General features: G+C 46.0%; 22 protein-coding genes and 1 pseudogene. 19 read left to right on the top strand and 4 right to left on the bottom strand.

From position 1 onward, the window contains the following. The 8 genes from B5G11_RS09585 to eda all read left to right on the top strand — a co-directional run bounded on the left by B5G11_RS09585 (position 1) and on the right by eda (position 5,084). The gene (locus B5G11_RS09585; protein WP_158099250.1) at positions 1 to 1,323 is read left to right on the top strand and encodes a sensor histidine kinase; all 1,323 of its coding nucleotides are present in this window, start codon (positions 1 to 3) and stop codon (positions 1,321 to 1,323) included. Continuing rightward, positions 1,320 to 1,739: a DUF3887 domain-containing protein gene (locus tag B5G11_RS09590; protein ID WP_087253143.1), complete on the top strand. Its 420-nt coding sequence runs from the start codon at positions 1,320 to 1,322 to the stop codon at positions 1,737 to 1,739. The genes B5G11_RS09585 and B5G11_RS09590 overlap by 4 nt, the downstream gene beginning before the upstream one ends. A 17-nt stretch (positions 1,740 to 1,756) precedes the next feature. Further along, positions 1,757 to 2,713: a PH domain-containing protein gene (locus tag B5G11_RS09595; protein WP_087253145.1), complete on the top strand. Its 957-nt coding sequence runs from the start codon at positions 1,757 to 1,759 to the stop codon at positions 2,711 to 2,713. Between the two features lie 311 nt (positions 2,714 to 3,024). Then, complete coding sequence (locus B5G11_RS09600; protein WP_204229595.1) at positions 3,025 to 3,249, top strand: hypothetical protein; 225 nt, start codon at positions 3,025 to 3,027, stop codon at positions 3,247 to 3,249. Beyond that, positions 3,227 to 3,853 (top strand): orotidine 5'-phosphate decarboxylase / HUMPS family protein, encoded by a 627-nt coding sequence (locus B5G11_RS09605; protein WP_158099251.1) that lies wholly within the window; start codon positions 3,227 to 3,229, stop codon positions 3,851 to 3,853. Before B5G11_RS09600 ends, B5G11_RS09605 begins: the two co-directional genes overlap by 23 nt. 28 nt (positions 3,854 to 3,881) lie before the next feature. Beyond that, on the top strand, positions 3,882 to 4,421 hold the full coding sequence (gene hxlB, locus B5G11_RS09610) for a 6-phospho-3-hexuloisomerase (RefSeq protein WP_087169167.1): 540 nt from the start codon (positions 3,882 to 3,884) through the stop codon (positions 4,419 to 4,421). 31 nt (positions 4,422 to 4,452) lie between these two features. Then, positions 4,453 to 4,653 carry a hypothetical protein gene (locus B5G11_RS16990; RefSeq protein ID WP_343215495.1) on the top strand — a complete coding sequence of 67 codons (201 nt, stop codon included), beginning with the start codon at positions 4,453 to 4,455 and terminating at the stop codon, positions 4,651 to 4,653. Beyond that, positions 4,644 to 5,084, top strand: coding sequence for a bifunctional 4-hydroxy-2-oxoglutarate aldolase/2-dehydro-3-deoxy-phosphogluconate aldolase (gene eda, locus B5G11_RS09615; RefSeq protein WP_343215496.1), 441 nt, complete (start codon positions 4,644 to 4,646; stop codon positions 5,082 to 5,084). Before B5G11_RS16990 ends, eda begins: the two co-directional genes overlap by 10 nt. A 53-nt stretch (positions 5,085 to 5,137) precedes the next feature. Here the strand turns inward: eda and B5G11_RS09620 are convergent, their stop codons facing one another. Both B5G11_RS09620 and B5G11_RS09625 read right to left on the bottom strand, forming a co-directional pair. Beyond that, complete coding sequence (locus B5G11_RS09620) at positions 5,138 to 5,686, bottom strand: Uma2 family endonuclease (protein WP_087253148.1); 549 nt, start codon at positions 5,684 to 5,686, stop codon at positions 5,138 to 5,140. A gap of 104 nt (positions 5,687 to 5,790) precedes the next feature. Beyond that, positions 5,791 to 6,660 carry a LysR family transcriptional regulator gene (locus B5G11_RS09625; protein ID WP_087253150.1) on the bottom strand — a complete coding sequence of 290 codons (870 nt, stop codon included), beginning with the start codon at positions 6,658 to 6,660 and terminating at the stop codon, positions 5,791 to 5,793. Between the two features lie 213 nt (positions 6,661 to 6,873). Here B5G11_RS09625 and ilvD point away from each other — a divergent pair, with 213 nt between their 5' ends. The 3 genes from ilvD to B5G11_RS09640 are packed head-to-tail and all read left to right on the top strand — an operon-like array spanning position 6,874 to position 10,643. Next, positions 6,874 to 8,544 (top strand): dihydroxy-acid dehydratase, encoded by a 1,671-nt coding sequence (ilvD, locus tag B5G11_RS09630; RefSeq protein WP_087169171.1) that lies wholly within the window; start codon positions 6,874 to 6,876, stop codon positions 8,542 to 8,544. A 27-nt stretch (positions 8,545 to 8,571) separates the two neighbouring features. Further along, entirely contained in the window at positions 8,572 to 9,558 is a 987-nt protein-coding gene (locus B5G11_RS09635) for an ornithine cyclodeaminase family protein (protein ID WP_087169172.1), read from the top strand. Between the two features lie 11 nt (positions 9,559 to 9,569). After that, positions 9,570 to 10,643, top strand: a complete 1,074-nt coding sequence (locus tag B5G11_RS09640) for a Xaa-Pro peptidase family protein (RefSeq protein WP_087253152.1) — start codon at positions 9,570 to 9,572, stop codon at positions 10,641 to 10,643. Between the two features lie 27 nt (positions 10,644 to 10,670). Here B5G11_RS09640 and B5G11_RS09645 read toward each other — a convergent pair whose 3' ends face one another. Further along, complete coding sequence (locus tag B5G11_RS09645) at positions 10,671 to 11,189, bottom strand: flavodoxin family protein (RefSeq protein ID WP_087253154.1); 519 nt, start codon at positions 11,187 to 11,189, stop codon at positions 10,671 to 10,673. A gap of 18 nt (positions 11,190 to 11,207) precedes the next feature. Next, complete coding sequence (locus tag B5G11_RS09650; RefSeq protein ID WP_087169175.1) at positions 11,208 to 11,606, bottom strand: hypothetical protein; 399 nt, start codon at positions 11,604 to 11,606, stop codon at positions 11,208 to 11,210. A gap of 224 nt (positions 11,607 to 11,830) precedes the next feature. Here B5G11_RS09650 and B5G11_RS09655 point away from each other — a divergent pair, with 224 nt between their 5' ends. From B5G11_RS09655 to B5G11_RS16995, 8 genes and pseudogenes are all read left to right on the top strand, one after another. After that, a complete protein-coding gene (locus tag B5G11_RS09655) occupies positions 11,831 to 12,241 on the top strand; it encodes a sugar transporter (RefSeq protein WP_087169176.1) in 411 nt (136 codons plus the stop codon). A 154-nt stretch (positions 12,242 to 12,395) separates the two neighbouring features. Further along, entirely contained in the window at positions 12,396 to 13,292 is an 897-nt protein-coding gene (gene srtB, locus B5G11_RS09660) for a class B sortase (RefSeq protein ID WP_087253156.1), read from the top strand. Between the two features lie 19 nt (positions 13,293 to 13,311). Further along, entirely contained in the window at positions 13,312 to 13,503 is a 192-nt protein-coding gene (locus tag B5G11_RS09665) for a DUF951 domain-containing protein (RefSeq protein WP_087169178.1), read from the top strand. Between the two features lie 105 nt (positions 13,504 to 13,608). Further along, positions 13,609 to 13,896 carry a 30S ribosomal protein S6 gene (gene rpsF, locus B5G11_RS09670; protein WP_087169179.1) on the top strand — a complete coding sequence of 96 codons (288 nt, stop codon included), beginning with the start codon at positions 13,609 to 13,611 and terminating at the stop codon, positions 13,894 to 13,896. Positions 13,897 to 13,915: 19 nt separating this feature from the next. After that, entirely contained in the window at positions 13,916 to 14,371 is a 456-nt protein-coding gene (gene ssb / locus B5G11_RS09675; RefSeq protein WP_087169180.1) for a single-stranded DNA-binding protein, read from the top strand. Between the two features lie 17 nt (positions 14,372 to 14,388). Then, complete coding sequence (gene rpsR / locus B5G11_RS09680) at positions 14,389 to 14,652, top strand: 30S ribosomal protein S18 (RefSeq protein WP_048620576.1); 264 nt, start codon at positions 14,389 to 14,391, stop codon at positions 14,650 to 14,652. 526 nt (positions 14,653 to 15,178) lie between these two features. Then, on the top strand, positions 15,179 to 15,850 hold the full coding sequence (locus tag B5G11_RS09685) for a cell wall hydrolase (protein WP_242959022.1): 672 nt from the start codon (positions 15,179 to 15,181) through the stop codon (positions 15,848 to 15,850). A gap of 284 nt (positions 15,851 to 16,134) precedes the next feature. Then, a pseudogene (locus B5G11_RS16995) lies at positions 16,135 to 16,710 on the top strand (patatin-like phospholipase family protein); the annotation flags it as partial. Positions 16,711 to 17,032: the final 322 nt, after the last annotated feature.

The following is a 17,032-nucleotide window of genomic DNA, read 5'->3' on the forward strand; positions in this document are numbered from 1 at the left end:
ATGAATACAGGATTTACAGAAACAGAAAGAATCATTATTGTACTGGCAGAGCTTCTCTACTGCCTGGCATACACCTATGCGGCATGGTATTTCATGAAGCGGAACCACAGGGCGGAAGAGATCCCGCACATCATCCGTATTCCGACGGTTTTGATTTTATTCTTAAGTTCGGTTTTAACACTCAGGCAGGAAAACGCGCTGCTTTATGCGGGATGCGGTATGCTTATTCTCTTCGTCCTGTCATCGCTGTTTTACCTTCGGACCAAGGCGGGAATTGTGGAGACCATCCTGTTTGCCATGGCGGTATTTGGAAGTTATCTGGTATTTACGATGCTGTTTGATTTTTTCGGATACGGCTTTGGATCTTCCGTGACACTGATGGTCGGAAACTGGTATTTTCTGCTCCGGGCGGCGGTTTATCTGCTGCTGGCAGCTGAATACATTCTGGTCTCCCGGTATTTTGTCAAAGTGTTCCGTGAAAAGGATCAGGTGTTTCTTTCCAACGGGCAGACAGCAGTATTTCTGCTTATTCCATTCCTGATGCTGGCTTTGATTTTTGCTTTGTATCTGAACGGTGAGACACTGCTGATGATCTACGGGTACGGGAGCCTGGCAGTGGCGGTGCTCGGGATTGTACTGCTTCATCTTCTGGTTATTTATCTTTTCGGATATATGATCGGCCAGCAAAAGAAAAATTTACAGTATCAGCTCTACGAACAGCAAAAGGAGATGATGATGCATCAGTACCGGGAACTGGAAGAGAAGTATCAGGCATCCAGAAAGGTAATTCACGATGTGAAAAATCATATTCAGATGATCGGGGAACTGTATCACCTGGGTGATCTGGAGGCGGCGGACCGGTATTGCAGTGATATCGGAGGAATGTTAAGGAGTCTGGAACGGGTCACCTATACGGAACACCGGATGCTGAATCTGATCCTCAATGAAAAGCTGAATCTTCAGGAAATGAAAGGGGCAAGGCTTCGTATTGAGATCGGGCAGGCGGATCTTTCGTTCATGAAAGATATCGATGTAACGACGATTTTTTCCAATCTGCTGGACAATGCGAGGGAAGCAGTTGCCGAGTGCGGCGAAGAGCGTTATCTTTCGCTCAAGATGGATGAAGCAAAAGATTTTCTTGTGATCTGCCTTCGAAATTCCTGCCCGGCAAAGCGGAAAAAGAGAAAGGGACACGAAGGGCTCGGACTTGTCAATGTCCGGTATGTTGTGGAATCATATGGAGGAACGATGCAGGTTTCGAGACTGAAAGACGGATACCAGACGAGTATCACCATACCAATAGAAAGAAGGGAAGAAAAATGAAAAAGGGAAAAAGAATAATTTGTATTATGGTGGCGGCAATCATGTTGATGCTTCCTGCGGCCGGATGTGCATCGAGGCTTTCGTCAAACTTCGATGAAAGGGAGGTGCAGGAAAAAGCGGAAGAAATCGCAGAGCTTTCCTGTACGGGAAAGATCGGCGAAGCTTACGGAATGCTCAGCGAGATGATGAAAGCACAGATTACGGAGGATCAGATCCGGGCCGGAATCGAGGGAACCATCGAACCGCTGGGGGATTTCGAAAAGATCAGCGGAACCAATATCAGCGGACAGAAGGACAAGGACACGGGAACAGAATACGCGCTGGCCATTGTAATGGCTCAGTTTTCAGACGGCAGGGCACAGTTTACCATTTCCTTTGATACGGAAATGAACTGTATTGGATTTTACATCAAATAAGACGGGAGGGACCAGGTATGAAGATGTTTGAACACTACAGAAAGACTGAGATTTTTTCTATGCTTCTGATGTGGATTGTTACGATCGGCGTGGGAATCTATATTGCAGTGATGTATCAGAAGATTCCGGATGTGATCCCGACGCATTTTGGACTATGGGGACAGCCGGACAGCTGGGGAAGCAAAACAAGCCTTCTCTTTCTCTACGGAGTGAGCGTGGTGATGGCCGTGATCGAACAGTGGGCTCTCCATGCGGCGGTGAAAAATTCCGTAAAGACCGGGGCCGGCAGTATGATGAACAGAGATACCCTCGCGGTGACCGGACCCTTTCTCGCATTGATCTTTGGATGGTGCAGCGTGGGGACGATCTGGCTTGGAAGACTCGGAAAATACTTTTTCTTTGTTGTCCTCGGATTTGTTGCAGCTTTGTTTGTTTTCATATTTATCAGACAGAGACAGGAGCAGAGACGGGCGCAGGAGAGCGGCAGGATCAGAGTACAGAGAGAAGAGGAAGTATACAGAACCGAAAAACGGGACGATACTCTTGGAATTCCGGATATGAAGTTTCAGGGAAAAGTGGATCTGTGGGCATGGGCGCTTCTGATTTTTGTCAATGTACTGGTTCTCTGGTCAGTCATTCCGGCTGCAGGAGGAGAAAAAGAGGAAATCGCATCTGTGATCACAGCCCTGATTGTACTCGTTCTGGTGGATCTTCTGATGGTACCGATATATTTCAGAAATTATATTTACCTTGGAGAGCAGGAACTGCTGATCGTATTCGGTTTCATAAAAAAACGTATTCGGTACAGAAACATTGAACTGCTTGAGGAGACACACAATCCGCTTTCATCACTTGCTATGTCGCTGGACCGGATTTATATTCATACAAATTCCGGGGATGATGTTCTTGTTGCGGTGAAAGAGAAGCAGGCATTTATCGAGGAAGTGTACCGAAGAGCAGGAATCTGGGAGTAAGGGCTGGATAAAATGGAGATGCTAAAAATGGAGATGGTGAAAATGGAAGTCAGAGATAAAATCGTATCTGGAAGTGATTTCGTTAGTTAGAGAAAAGAATTAGAAGCAGGAAATCAAAGGCATACGACTCAACAGGCTGATGATTTGGAATAACATAATATATTTAGAAAATCACGGGGACGGACAATCGGTTTCCGTGATTTTTATGTCATAGTATTGTATAGACCTGTTCGAATACGAACACTGTTTTCCTGACGCGGTATATTGTAGCTGTCAGAAAGATGATGTTTCCGGCATTTTGAACAATAAATATGAAAGTTAATGTATATGATGACGTGCGGGAAAAGCTGGTGGCAAAAGGTATCCCCAGGGAGGAGATTGCTTTTATCCATGAAGCAGGTACAGAGGTAAAAAAAGCGGAACTGTTCGCAAAGGTGCGTTCCGGGAAGGTGCGCATTCTCATTGGATCTACGCCAAAGCTGGGGGCAGGCACAAATATCCAGGACAGGCTCATTGAAACTTCAGGTAGCAATTGACAGGACAGATCTTGAGACGGCAGAGGCTATGATAGAAGAGATTAAAGAGTCTGCCGATATTATTGAAATCGGAACATCCCTGATCAAAGACTACGGTCTGGACAGAAGCGTTGCGTATTTTCGGAAGCGGTTTCCGGAACAGTGTTTTCTGGCAGACATCAAGACCTGCGATGAGGGAGCTTACGAGTTCAGGAAAACATATGAGGCCGGAGGAGATATTCCGACAGTCATGGGATTTTCTTCCGTGACAACGATCCGGGCATGTGCCGATGTGGCCAGGGAGTTTGGAAAGGAATATGTGATTGACCTGCTGGAAGTGCCGGCAGAACGGATCCGGGTACTTGGCGAAGCATTTCCGGAGGCTGTTTTCTGTATTCACCTTCCGTCCGACAGACAGGGGGAAAGGCTCGCGGAACTGGTCAGAAGCAGCGTCAGAGAGTTCTCGGGAGTCCGAAAGATAGCGGCAGCCGGAGGCGTAACACTTGATACGGTACCTTTGTTAAAAGAGTGCGGAATTGAAATCGGGATCGTGGGAAGCGCGATTACAAAATCAGGAAACAAACGAGAGACGGCCGCACGGTTTGCCGGGGCCGTCCGGATGTAAGATATGGATAGAGAACGGAGGCAGGACAATGGATGTATTACGGACAATCATGGACGAGATTGAACATGTAGTCGCAAATGTAAAGAAAGACGAGATTGATCAGGTGATCGGTCTGATCCAGAAGGACCGGAGGATCTTCGTGGCGGGAGAAGGACGTTCCGGATTCAGCGCGAAAGGATTTGCGATGAGGCTGATGCATCTTGGATACACCGTATATGTGGTGGGAGAGACCATCACACCGGCCATAAAGGAGGGGGATATTCTGATAGGAGTATCCGGATCCGGAAAGAGCATCAGCGTTGTGGACGCTGCCAGAAAAGCGAAAGAGAAAAATGCATCGGTAATTGCTGTGACAAGCAAAAGAGAGTCGCCGCTTGCGGGATTTGCGGATCAGATCCTTGTGATTCCGGGGACCGTAAAAGGAGATACAGGGGAGAAGCGTGGTTCCATTCAGCTTTTGAGTTCCCTTTTTGACCAGAGCCTTCACATTGTTCTGGATGCGGTCTGCCTGCTCTTAAGTTACAGAGACAACACGGCAAACGAAAGTGCAACCGGGGCACACTGGTAGGCGGAGGAAGCGTAGAAGGAGGAAACACGAAATGAAAACAATAGATGAAAGGTTTGAAGAAATCCGGATTGTTCCTGTAGTCAAGCTTGAGAAAGCGGAGGATGCCAAAGATCTTGCCGGAGCTCTTGTAAGAGGCGGCATCCCGTGTGCGGAGGTGACCTTTCGGACAGATGCGGCCGCGGAAGCGATCCGCCGGATGAGCGAGTCATATCATATTCGGACATGCTGGTAGGCGCAGGCACCGTCCTGAAGACAGAACAGGTGGATGCAGCCATCGAGGCCGGGGCAAAGTTTATCGTAAGTCCGGGGCTCAATCCCAAGATTGTACGCTACTGTCAGGAAAAAGGAATTCCGGTTTATCCGGGTGTGGCAACGGCAAGCGAGATTGAACAGGCGCTGGAGCTTGGTTTGTCTGTCGTAAAATTTTTCCCGGCAGAAGTAAACGGAGGCGTCAAAGCAATCAAAGCACTGTCGGCACCTTATTTCCAGCTCCGGTTTATGCCGACAGGCGGTATCAGCCAGGAGAATATTGGAATCTATCTCTCCTGCCCGCAGGTCATTGCGTGCGGAGGCAGCTGGATGGTAAAAGAAAGTCTGATTGCAGAGAAAAAGTATGATGAAATTGAAGCACTCTGCAAAGAAGCGGTGGAGCAGATCAGATAAAAGAATATGAGACAAGAGGAAAGCGGATCCTATAGTGGATCCGCTTTTTGACGCTATAAAAGATTTAATGAACTGAAATCAATCTGAAGATCACCGTAGATTCCTGCTTTTACAGAATCGGCGAAAGTGAATTCCGCGGTATCTTTGGATTGGAAATTATAAACGGTAACTCTGTTTTTATCAGGATCGACAATCCAGTATTCAAGAACTCCAGCTGTTCGATACTTGAAGAGTTTAGTGAAATAGTCTGTCCGTCTGCTTCCGGGAGAGACAATTTCAATGATCCAGTCCGGAGCGCCGGTACATCCTTTATCATTCAGCTTTTTGGAGTCGCATATTACACTGATATCCGGTTCGACGTAGTTTTTATCATCTGCGTTTAAAAATACGGCAAATGGAGCAATATCGACTTCGCAGGATCCGCCTTTCTGTTCGATATAATCAGCAATTTTGCGGTAAAGGAAACCAAGTATTAACTGGTGTCTCCTGCTCGGCGGTGCTATCATGTACATCTGACCGTCGATCAGTTCTGCACGCTGGCCGTCAGGCAGAGCGTAGATATCATCGATCGTGTATTCGTTATTCTTCGGTGTTAATGCCATGGTAACACATCCTTTCTTCTCCTATGAATTTAGTATACCATAAAATTAAGAGTAGGTATACAAAACAAAGGTAGGATAACGCGGGGAAATCATTTCCGTTTTATCTACAGATTCTCCCTGCACCAGTGTTCTGCGAATGCCCGGAACTGTAAAACTGCTTTGGACGGCGTAATGCCGGACGGAAGAGCGATCCCGAGGGTACGGGTGTAGTGCTCGGTAAACGGGCGGATGCAGACTTCAAACGGGGCGTTGTGGAGAAGCAGTTTTGGCAGAATGGTAATGCCAAAGCCCTGTTCTACCATTTTCAATGTTGTGAAATCTTCGTTGAGCTGATAGCGGATGTTTGGAGAAATCTGGTTCAGCTCGAAGATTTTGCCGGTTTCGTAGTCCAGACCGTCTGCGGACAGAATGAAGTCCTGGTTGTTGACGTCTGCCAGGGAGACGGACAGGTGACTTGCAAGAGGATGCGAAAGGGGTGTGACGAGCATCAGTTCATCACTTCCAAGTGGTACAAACGGCAGTCCCGGAACGGAGAATTCGGACACGAAAATGCAGTCCAGCTCATTGCCCATCAGTTTTTCCTTCAGTTCGCCAAATCCTCCGATGGTAAGCTGGAAAAGAATGTTCGGATATTCTTCAGAAAAATCTTTGATAATGCCCGGCAACCAGTGATAGGAAATGCTCTGGATCGTGCCGATGCGGATCAGACCGCTGTCCAGAGTGGAAAGAGAAGCGGCGGTCCGTGCAATCTGGTTTTCGGCCTCGCAGATGGTCCGAAGAGACTCTTTGATCCAGGCCATGTCGGATTTCAGTTCCATACCGTTTTTGGAACGGATGAAAAGCTCAAGCCCCAGCTCTTTTTCAAAATTTTTGATCGTCTGGCTGACCGCCGACTGGGTATAGTTCAGCAAAGCGGCGGTTTTGGAGATGCTGCGTGTTTCGCAGACGCTTAAAATGGTCTGATACTTGTTCATGATTCACCTTCCATTCGATTTCTTAATGGTTCATATTAGAAAAAATGAATTAAAATGATTTTCTATAATGCAAATGCGGATATAAGCAAAACCGAATAGTATATTTAAAAAATATTAATTCAGAAATTGCAGTTTCTATTTTATTATTATCATCAAAGGCAATTTATTTGTCAAGAGATTGAAGAGAAAGCAAAGCGCAGACAGGAGGAAATTATGGGAACAGAATACTGGAATGGCGCCGAGGCGGCGCACAGAAGAGTTATGATGAAAGCGGCAGGGTATTCCGACGAGGACATCCGTAAGAAACCGCATATCGGAGTTCCGAATTCATATATGTCAGGATCTCCGGGATCTGCCCACTTAAGACAGATCGCTGAAGCGGTAAAAGAAGGAATCTGGGCAGCAGGAGGAGTGCCGGTGGAATTCGGAATTCCGGCAACCTGCGGAAACATCGCAAACGGAGCAGAAGAACTGAAATACGAACAGGTTGGACGGGACATCGTGGCAATGTCCGTGGAATTTGTTACACGCGTACACAATTTCGATGGTCTTGTTATGGTCGCATCCTGTGATAATATCATTGCCGGATGTTACCTTGCGGCAATGCGTCTGGACATTCCGTCCATGATCGTGACGGGCGGTTCCATGCAGCCGGGACAGTACTGCGGGAAAACCGTAGTGGAAGCGGATCTGGATTCCGCAAGATTTTCAGGCGCTACAGAAGAAGAGCTGATGGACATGGAAGACAATGTCTGTCCGTCCTTTGGTGCATGTCCGTCCATGGGAACAGCAAATACCATGCAGATGCTTGGAGAGGTGCTGAATCTGGTGCTTCCGGGTACGTCTACGATCCCTGCATCCGACAACGCAAAGCTCCGCAGAGCAAGAGAAGCCGGAAAATACGCGGTTAAGATGGCAAAAGAAGGAAGAAAACCTTCAGATCTGATCACGAAAGAAGTGCTCCTCAATGCGATTATGTTTGATATGGCCGTGGCTGGATCCACCAATGCGGTTCTTCACATTCTTTCCTACGCATATGAACTGGGAATCAAACTGACTCTGGAAGACTTTGAAAAATACGCAGATGAAATTTACTGCATCAATGCAGTAGTACCGAGCGGCCCGTATACTGTTGTGGATTTCCACTACGCAGGCGGTGTTATGAATGTGATGAAGATGCTGGAGAGCAAATTGTTTACCGATGCTCCGAGTATGTACGGCTGCACATGGAAAGAGCTCCTTTCCAAGGTAACGCCAAAAGAAAATGAAGTTATTCATTCTCTGGAACGTCCGTTATTCCATGAGCCGGGACTGAAGATCTTAAGAGGAAACCTTTCACCGAACGGTGCGATTGTCCGTCCGACAGCCGTATACGAAGAAGTGAAATATCTGAAAGGGAAAGCAAAAGTATTCGAAGGCGACCGTCCGGCGTTTGAGGCAATCCAGGCAGGAGAAATCGTACCGGGTGACATCATTGTCATTCGTTATGAAGGATGTAAAGGGGCTCCTGGCATGAAGGAACTGATGCTGAGCATCGATGCCCTGATCGGACTGGGACTGCACAAGAGCGTGGGGCTGATCACGGACGCCAGATTCTCAGGATTTAACTATGGTGCAATTATCGGGCATGTATCACCGGAAGCATACGATGGAGGAACGATCGCACTTGTGGAAAATGGGGATGAAATCGTGATCGATATTCCAAATGGAGAGGTCAATCTGCTTGTTTCCGATGAAGAACTGGAAAGAAGAAAGGCAAACTGGGTATGTCCGCCGTTGAAAGAGGAAAAAGGATGTCTGAATATTTACGCAAAAATGTGCAGACCGGCAGAAGAGGGAGGCGCTATGCAGCCGTGGGGACTGGATGCGCGCTTTAAACGATAGGATACAAGGAGAACAGGAGGTTCAGAAATGTTATTATTATCAAGAGAAGATATCAAAAAAGTATTTACCATGAAAGACGCCGTGGAAGCGGACAAAAAAGCGTTTCAGCTTGTAGTGGAGGGAAAATGTGACTCTCCTATCAGGACAAACATTCAGGCGCCGAAATATGACGGAAGCTTCCTTTTTATGCCGGCGTACGTGGAAGAGATGGATACAGCTTCCTTAAAAGTAGTTAATATTTTCCCGCACAATATTGACCGTGGGCTTCCGTCATCACCGGCACAGGTCTTTCTGATCGATGGAACAACCGGAATTGTGGAGGCCGTGCTGGACGGAACTTATGTGACACAGCTTCGTACAGGAGCAGCTACAGGAGCCGCATTTGATCTTCTTGCAAAGAAAGACTGCCGTGTCGGCGCGCTGATCGGAACAGGCGGACAGGCAGCGACTCAGCTGGAGGCAATGGTGACAGTAAGAGATCTGGAAGAGGTCCGTGTGTATGACATGAATCCGGAACGGACAAAAGCCTTCGCGGAGCAGATGAATGAAGAATTAAAATCATATGGTGCCAGAATCGTTGCGGCAGCATCTTCTGATGAAGCGGTAGAAGGTGCAGATCTTCTTGTGACGGTAACTCCGTCCTCCAGACCGGTGTTTGATGCTTCCAAAGTAAAGGCGGGAGCAACGATCAGCTGCGTAGGAGCTTATCAACCGCATATGCAGGAGATGGATCCGGCCATTCTTCCGAGAGCGTCCAAAATCTATTTTGATTCTGAGGAAGCGGTACTTTCCGAATCCGGAGACATTCTGATTCCGCTGGATGAAGGAATCATCACAAAAGAGGATTTTACAGGCGATCTGGGACAGCTGATTAAAGGAGAAATTCCGGGGCGTGAAAACGATGAAGAAATTATTGTGTTTGAGACAGTCGGTGTGGCAACACAGGACCTGATTGCGGCAAAAGCAATCTATGACAAAGCAAAAGAAGCAGGAATCGGAATGATCTGGGGATAAGGAGCTTTGTGATGGAAAAAATAGCAAAAGTATTGGAGATTTTAAAAGAACAAGGTCTGGACGGAATTTATATCACAAAAGAAGCTAATGTCAAATACATCAGCGGATATCCGGATGAGCTGGCATATGCACTGATCTGCCCGCAGGGGAATTATCTCATTACGGACAGCCGCTTTACAGAGCTGGCAGAGCAGTCCTGCCCGGACTTTGAGGTTGTCAACTGGCATAACTGTGGCAGGAGTATCCCAAAGGCCGTGGAAAGCATCTGCGTCAAGTCGGGAATCCGGAGACTGGGATTTGAGGAATGCTTTACAACCTATGATAAATATGAAGAAATCCACAGACTTCTTTCAGAGCATCGGATTGAACTGACCGGAACGAGAAACATTGTGGAAGAGCTGCGGTATGTAAAGAGCGAAGAAGAAGTGGCCAATACAAGAATTGCCTGCGAGATTGCGGATAAAGCTCTGGAAGAGCTGGTTCCGTATATCAAACCGGGCGTTACGGAAAGAGAGCTGTGCGCGCGTCTGGAATTCAGCATGAAGATGCACGGGGCACAGGATATTGGATTTGAGACGATTCTGATTTCCGGGGCCAAGACATCCCTGCTCCACGGAAAGCCGGGAGACAGGAAGGTCGAAGAAGGCGATTTTGTTCTTGTGGACTATGGTGCGAAATACAACGGATATATTTCCGATACGACCCGTACGTTTGCGGTAGGACATGTATCTGAACAGCAAAAAGAAATTTACGAACTGGTACGCGAAGCGCAGGAAACAGGAGTCCGGAACATGGGACCGGGAATTGTTGCTTCCAAACCGGACACGGAGATTCGGAAACTGGTGAAAAAGTATGAAGAGTATTATTATTCCGGAATGGGACATGGCGTAGGACTTGATCTTCATGAAGAGCCGTTTCTTGGAATGTATGGTACAAAAATAATGCAGCCTGGCTGCGTGATTACAATGGAACCGGGAATCTATATTCCGGGATGGGGAGGTGTCCGTATCGAGGATACGGTGCTGATTACGGAAAACGGTGCAGAGACACTGACACACTTCCCGAAAGATCTGATGATTCTATAAATAAAAAAGAAAGCCTCAGCCATCTTTTTAAAGACGGCTGAGGCATTCTTTTGCAAAATCCGCGGCGCATGCCAGATCTTCCTTTGTCGGATGAATCATCGCTTCATCAAAATTTGACAGCTGAAGCTTCAGATGGTGATCGTGAGCCTGATCTCCATTTAACATGGACTCGTATTTCTGGCGAATCTGCACAGGCATCTTGCCCTGACAGAAGAATCCGCCCAGATAGAGATTGTCATCTTCGAGCCAGATCCGGGCACTGTTTTCGATGTTTTTATAGTAGTTATCCACATTACCGGCCCCGCATGTGCCGAATAAGGCGACATTCTTTCCGGAGATGGAAGAAAGCAGATTTCCAACCTCAAGGCTGCAGGTGCCACGGTGGACACAAAAACCGACAAAATAAGTGGCTGCATCCGGCAGACCGTTCAGTTCATCGATACTTCTGAGATCTTTTGCCATTCCAGGAAGGGCGGCAAAAATGGATGTGGCAAGTTTTTTTGTGTTGCCGGTTTCACTTTGATACAGAACCATATAATCAAGCATGATAATGGCCCTCCTTTCTCAGCTTTTCTTAATAAAATGGGCATTACATTTCGGACACCGGATTTCGATCCTGCCTTTTCCGCGGGGAATCCGGATTTTCTGTCCGCAGGAAGGACACTTATATATGTGATAGTGTTTTCTCTGACTGAGACCGTAACGGATGGCGGAAAACTTTTTCCGGATCCCGGCCGTGTATTTCAGATAGAGCTGATTTTCAGCGTAACGTTTGGAATGGTTTCGTGAAAACATTCGAAAATAGGAATAAATTAAAACGGCAAGCGAAAACAGATATAGAATTCCGCCGTATCGGGTAAATCCGGATAACAGTAAAAAAATGATCCCTGTTATCACCAGGAATTTTGAAAACTGGTCAACGCCGTAGCGGCCGTACATAAAGCGTAAAAACTTATCTTTCATTTTTCTACACAACCTGTCTTAATATTTTTCTGAATTCTATTTTACCGCATTTTTCTCAGGAATCAATAAACTGTATATAAAAATTATATTAAATTCGTAAATGGAGAGGGGCGGGGGTATCGACATTTTTGATAAAATGATCTAAAATATAGAAAGAATGTATTGGAAAACAGTGATAAACAGGACTAAGATGAAAGAAACAGAATTATGAAGGAGGAATAGATATGTCTATCACAGCAGAAACAGCAAAACAGCATGCTCATGATCCTGCAGTACTTTGCTGCAGGGCAGAGGAAGGCATTACAATAGGACCGGAAAATCTGGAAGATCCGGCTATTTTTGATGAGCTGGTTGAAAGCGGCCTTCTGAATCTGGACGGATGCCTTCAGATTCATCAGATCCTTGGCGCAAAACTGATCAAGACATGTGATTCATTGACACCGGTGACAGCAGATGTGATCGATGCCGTTGTCGAGGGCGCGGATGAAGGAGAGGAGCCGGAAAAAGAGGAAGAAGAGCAGGCAGCTCCGGCACCGGAGGTTTCTGTAGAGGGAGCCAGGGTGACTGCAGGAGCAGGCAAGCTTGTGATTTCGATCAAAGAAGGAAAGGATATTTATCTGGAAATTCCATTCTAAGACAGGAAAACAGAACGGGCCGGGAGGATGTGCGGAAAAGGAGAGTCCATTTTCTGCAACATCCTCTTTTTCTATTGCGAAAAATACGTTATACTAGAAACTGTACGATATAGAAACCCTGATGATAAAATAAAACAGACAGAGGTAAGGTTACATGGACGAATACCGCATTAAAGATAGAAAAAAACGGCTTGAGGAAGAAAAAGCCCGGAAAAAGGCATCATCCGGGGCAGGGGAAGCCGGAACAAAAGAAAAGAGAGAAGAAAGACCTGCTATTAATCAGAAGACAGGCGGAAGAAAAAAGAAGAAAAAGGGAGGAATCTTTTCCACAATTATACTCGTTGCCGCAATTATCGTGTTCTGCTTTTCGGGATTCCAGCTGTTCCGGATTTTTTACGGATATCACAAAGGAGATCAGGAGTACGATAACCTGAAGGAGATCGGAATTTCCGCCGATGCGGGAACGGGAGAAGAGAGCACAAGATACACGGTGGATTTCGAGGAGCTCTGGAAAGTCAACGAGGACATCATTGCGTGGATCCGGTTTGATGAGCCGTCCATCATCAGCTATCCGGTTGTGCAGGGAAAAGATAATCAGGAATATCTGGATAAGACCATATCAGGCTATCCGAACACCTATGGCGCGATTTTCCTGAACGTTTCCAATAATAAGGATATGACGGACAAAAACAGTGTCATATACGGGCACAGAATGAACAGTAAATCCATGTTTGGAAAACTGGAGGAATATCAGGATGAGGAATTCTATAGATCCTATCCGTATTTTTACATTTATACACCGGATGGAAAAGAACTGAAATATCAGATCTTTGCAGTAGGAGAGGTTAATGATACATCAGACGCGTATCAGACAGTCTTTGAAAATGACGAGGCATTCCAGTCGTTTCTGGCATTTTCAAAGGAACATTCCTTTTATGATACAGGGGTGGAAGTTCCGTCCGATGCAAATGTAGTGACACTGTCGACATGTACAAAAGCAAATAATGAAGAACGTCTGATTGTACAGGGATACCAGGTGGAAGTAAACTGACCGGAAAAGAGGGAAGAATATGTCAGAGATCAAGTATGAGGTGGGCGATAAGATCCGGATGAAAAAGAAACATCCGTGTGGCAGTTTTGAGTGGGAGATTCTGCGGGTGGGTGCGGATTTCAGGCTGAAATGCTGCGGCTGCGGACATCAGATCATGATTTCCAGGAAAATCGTGGAAAAAAATACGAAAGAAATTCAAAAAAAGGCTTGAAACTTACGCGGGATAATGTTAAAATAATACACCGTGATATATTATTTATCCTTGTCCCCGGCCGGGGAGCCGGGAGCCAAAAGACCATAAGGAGGTGCAAGTGACATGAACAAATATGAATTAGCTGTTGTTGTCAATGCAAAAATCGAAGACGATGCCAGAACAGATGTAATCGAAAGAGTGAAAGCGTTAATCACACGTTTCGGTGGCAATGTTACTGACGTTGATGAATGGGGTAAGAAAAAACTTGCTTACGAAATTCAGAAGATGAAAGAAGGATATTATTATTTCATCCACTTCGAATCTGATGCAACGACTCCGGGCGAGATCGAACAGAGAATCCGTATTATGGACAACGTGCTCAGATATTTATGCGTGAAACAGGAAGCATAAAGAAGAAAAGAGGAAATATATGAATAAAGTAATTTTAATGGGACGCCTGACAAGAGATCCTGAGGTCCGCTATTCTCAGGGCGGGGAAAACCCGCTGGCCATTGCCCGTTATACACTGGCCGTCGACAGACGGTTCCGGCGCGATGGAGAGCAGACGGCAGACTTTATCAGCTGTGTATCATTCGGAAGAACAGCTGAGTTCGCGGAGAAGTATTTCCGCCAGGGAATGCGTATCACGATCTGTGGACGCATCCAGACAGGAAGCTATACGAACAGAGATGGCGTAAAGGTCTATACGACAGAAGTTGTCGTAGAAGAGCAGGAATTTGCAGAAAGCAAGAGCGCGAGTGAAGCAAATCAGAGCCGTTATCAGGCAAGCCCGGTTCCTCCGGCACCGCAGGCACCAAGTGTGGATGCGGGTGATGGATTTATGAACATCCCGGATGGAATTGATGAGGAATTACCATTTAATTAGTATTGGAGGTAAGAACAATGGCTTACGATAAAACAAGCAAACCGGATTCTCAGATGAGAAGAAGACCAGGCCGCAGAAGAAAAAAAGTTTGTGTATTCTGTGGAAAAGAAAACAATGAGATCGATTACAAAGATGTAGCAAAATTAAGAAAATACGTTTCCGAAAGAGGAAAGATTCTTCCGAGAAGAATCACAGGAAACTGTGCAAAGCATCAGAGAGCCTTGACAGTTGCAATCAAGAGAGCAAGACACATCGCTCTTATGCCATACGTTCAGGAATAAGTAGAGATAAGGAAAGATCCCGAAAGCGAAAGCTTTCGGGATTTTTTTTGTTTACCAGGAAACTTCGTTCCCTGGTAAACAAAAACGCTCCGCGGGATGCGCACTCGGGTAAAACTGTTTTCGAAATTATTAAGAAACAAATGTAAAAAATACGACAGAAAAAAGAAATATATATTACGTTATTGTGACAAAGTGAAGTTGGTATTATTTGCAGAAATTGTCGAAAAGTGGAAAATAGTATAGGAATCCTCGAAATTGTCGGACAATTAAAAATATACAAAATACATAAAAAGCGATTGGAAAAATCGTTAAAACACTTCAAAAATGTACTAAAATAGGTGCAAAGGTTGACAGAAAAAGAAAACTCTGCTATTATTAACACCGTCGCAAGAAGATGTAACAAATTCGTAATATTTGTAATAAACAAAAGCGGCAGAACGTAATATATATTATGTTCGATTGATACAGGGACTGAGAATGAGGAAGACGCAGAAGGAAGTCTGCGGATAATTAAAGGAGGACAAAAATGAAAACATGGAACAGTCATAGAAGACGTCTGGAGAAAGGTGCGGTCGCAGGAGTTCTTTCGGCGGTGATCCTTACAGCGAGCATGAGTGTTCAGGTATTTGCAGCTGATGGAAATTCCGTATTTGCTCCGGAGGAGCCGCAGGGCGCAAAGCTTGTTGTGACAGCGGATGCCGAAACTGCACAGAATGTTTCACAGAGTTTTCTTACTTATACAGAAACCGCAAAACAGCAGAAAGCAGAAGCAGAAAAACAGGCTGAGGAAGCGAGAAAAGCTGAGGAGGCCAGAAAAGCAGAAGAAGCAAGAAAGGCTGAAGAAGAACGTCAGAAAAAGCTGGCTCAGGAGGCGGACACGACACTTCTGGCTGCGCTGATCTACTGCGAAGCGGGTAACCAGCCGTATGACGGACAGGTAGCAGTAGGAGCTGTTGTAATGAACCGTCTGAAAGCAGGATATGCAAGCACACTGAGAGGAGTCATTTACCAGAGCGGACAGTTCGGACCGGCGATGACAGGAAAGCTTGACCGGGTACTGGCATCCGGAAATATTCCATCATCCTGCCGCCAGGCAGCGGTAGACGCACTTTCAGGCGTCAGCCCGGTAGGAAACGCGCTGCATTTCGGGGACGGAGTAAATGCAGGAATCAAGATTGGAGCACATTGGTTCCACTAGGGGTTAGAAAGAAAAGATAGATTTCAAAAAAGAGTTTCTGATTAGGAAGAAACTCTTTTTTTGCTTTACGGGGAATTGGAAACGGCTTATAATTGTATACAAGCAGCATGGATTTATAAAAATGCATGAAATCATGCTGCGGGAAACCTGGCGGGAAAAGCGGTGAAAAGCTGATAGATCCATGTTTTACACAAGAAAGAGATGAAAAAATGAAAAAGATTGTTGAAAATATAGATTGTAATTTTATGCAAAAAAGAGTATTATAATGCATAAGGAGTGAAAGAATGAAACCTGTGATCGATTTATCAAAAGAATACGGGCTTGTGCTGGACGGTGGAGGAGCACGAGGCGCATACCAGATTGGGGCGTGGAAGGCACTTCGTGAGGCAGGGGTCCGGATCAGAGGGGTAGCAGGAACTTCCGTAGGCGCACTGAATGGAGCGCTGATCTGTATGGGAGATGTAGGAGAAGCAGAACGTGTCTGGGAAGAAATGACATTTTCAAAAGTCATGGACGTGGATGATAACTGGATGGAGCGTTTCTTTCAGAAAGAAGTCACAGTACGGGAACTCATAAAAGAGCTGATGAGCTGTCTGAAAGACGGCGGAGTTGATGTGACGCCTCTGAAAGAGCTGATTCATCAGGTGCTGGATGAAGAAAAAATCCGGAATGCAGGGATTGATTTTTCCCTTCTCACATTTTCCGTATCAGATATGAAAGAACTCGATCTTACACTGGATCAGATTCCGGAAGGGCTGCTTGCAGATTTTCTTCTGGCAAGCGCCTATCTGCTCGGTTTTAAAAACGAACCGCTTCATGGGAAAACGTATCTGGACGGAGGGGTAATCAATAATGTACCGCTGAATTCGCTTGTGAAACGCGGCTATAAGAACATTATTACCGTGCGGATTTACGGACCGGGGCGGGAGCCTCGGGTACATCTGGATGAGGATACGAAAGTGTATGAGATCGCGCCGAGAGTCAGTCTGGGAAGCATTCTGGAATTTCACGGGAAACGCAGCAGACAGAATCTGAAAATCGGATACTATGATGCGAAACGGGTGATTTACGGGCTGAAAGGCCTGATTTACTACATTGACACAGACCGGACAGAAGAGGACTATCAGCAGATGCTCTCCGGCCTCCGGGAAAAAGAAAAACGGGAAATCAAATTTGTGCTCA

It is taken from the genome of Drancourtella sp. An57 (genome assembly GCF_002161525.1).
GTDB classification, from domain to species: Bacteria; Bacillota; Clostridia; order Lachnospirales; family Lachnospiraceae; genus Sellimonas; species Sellimonas catena.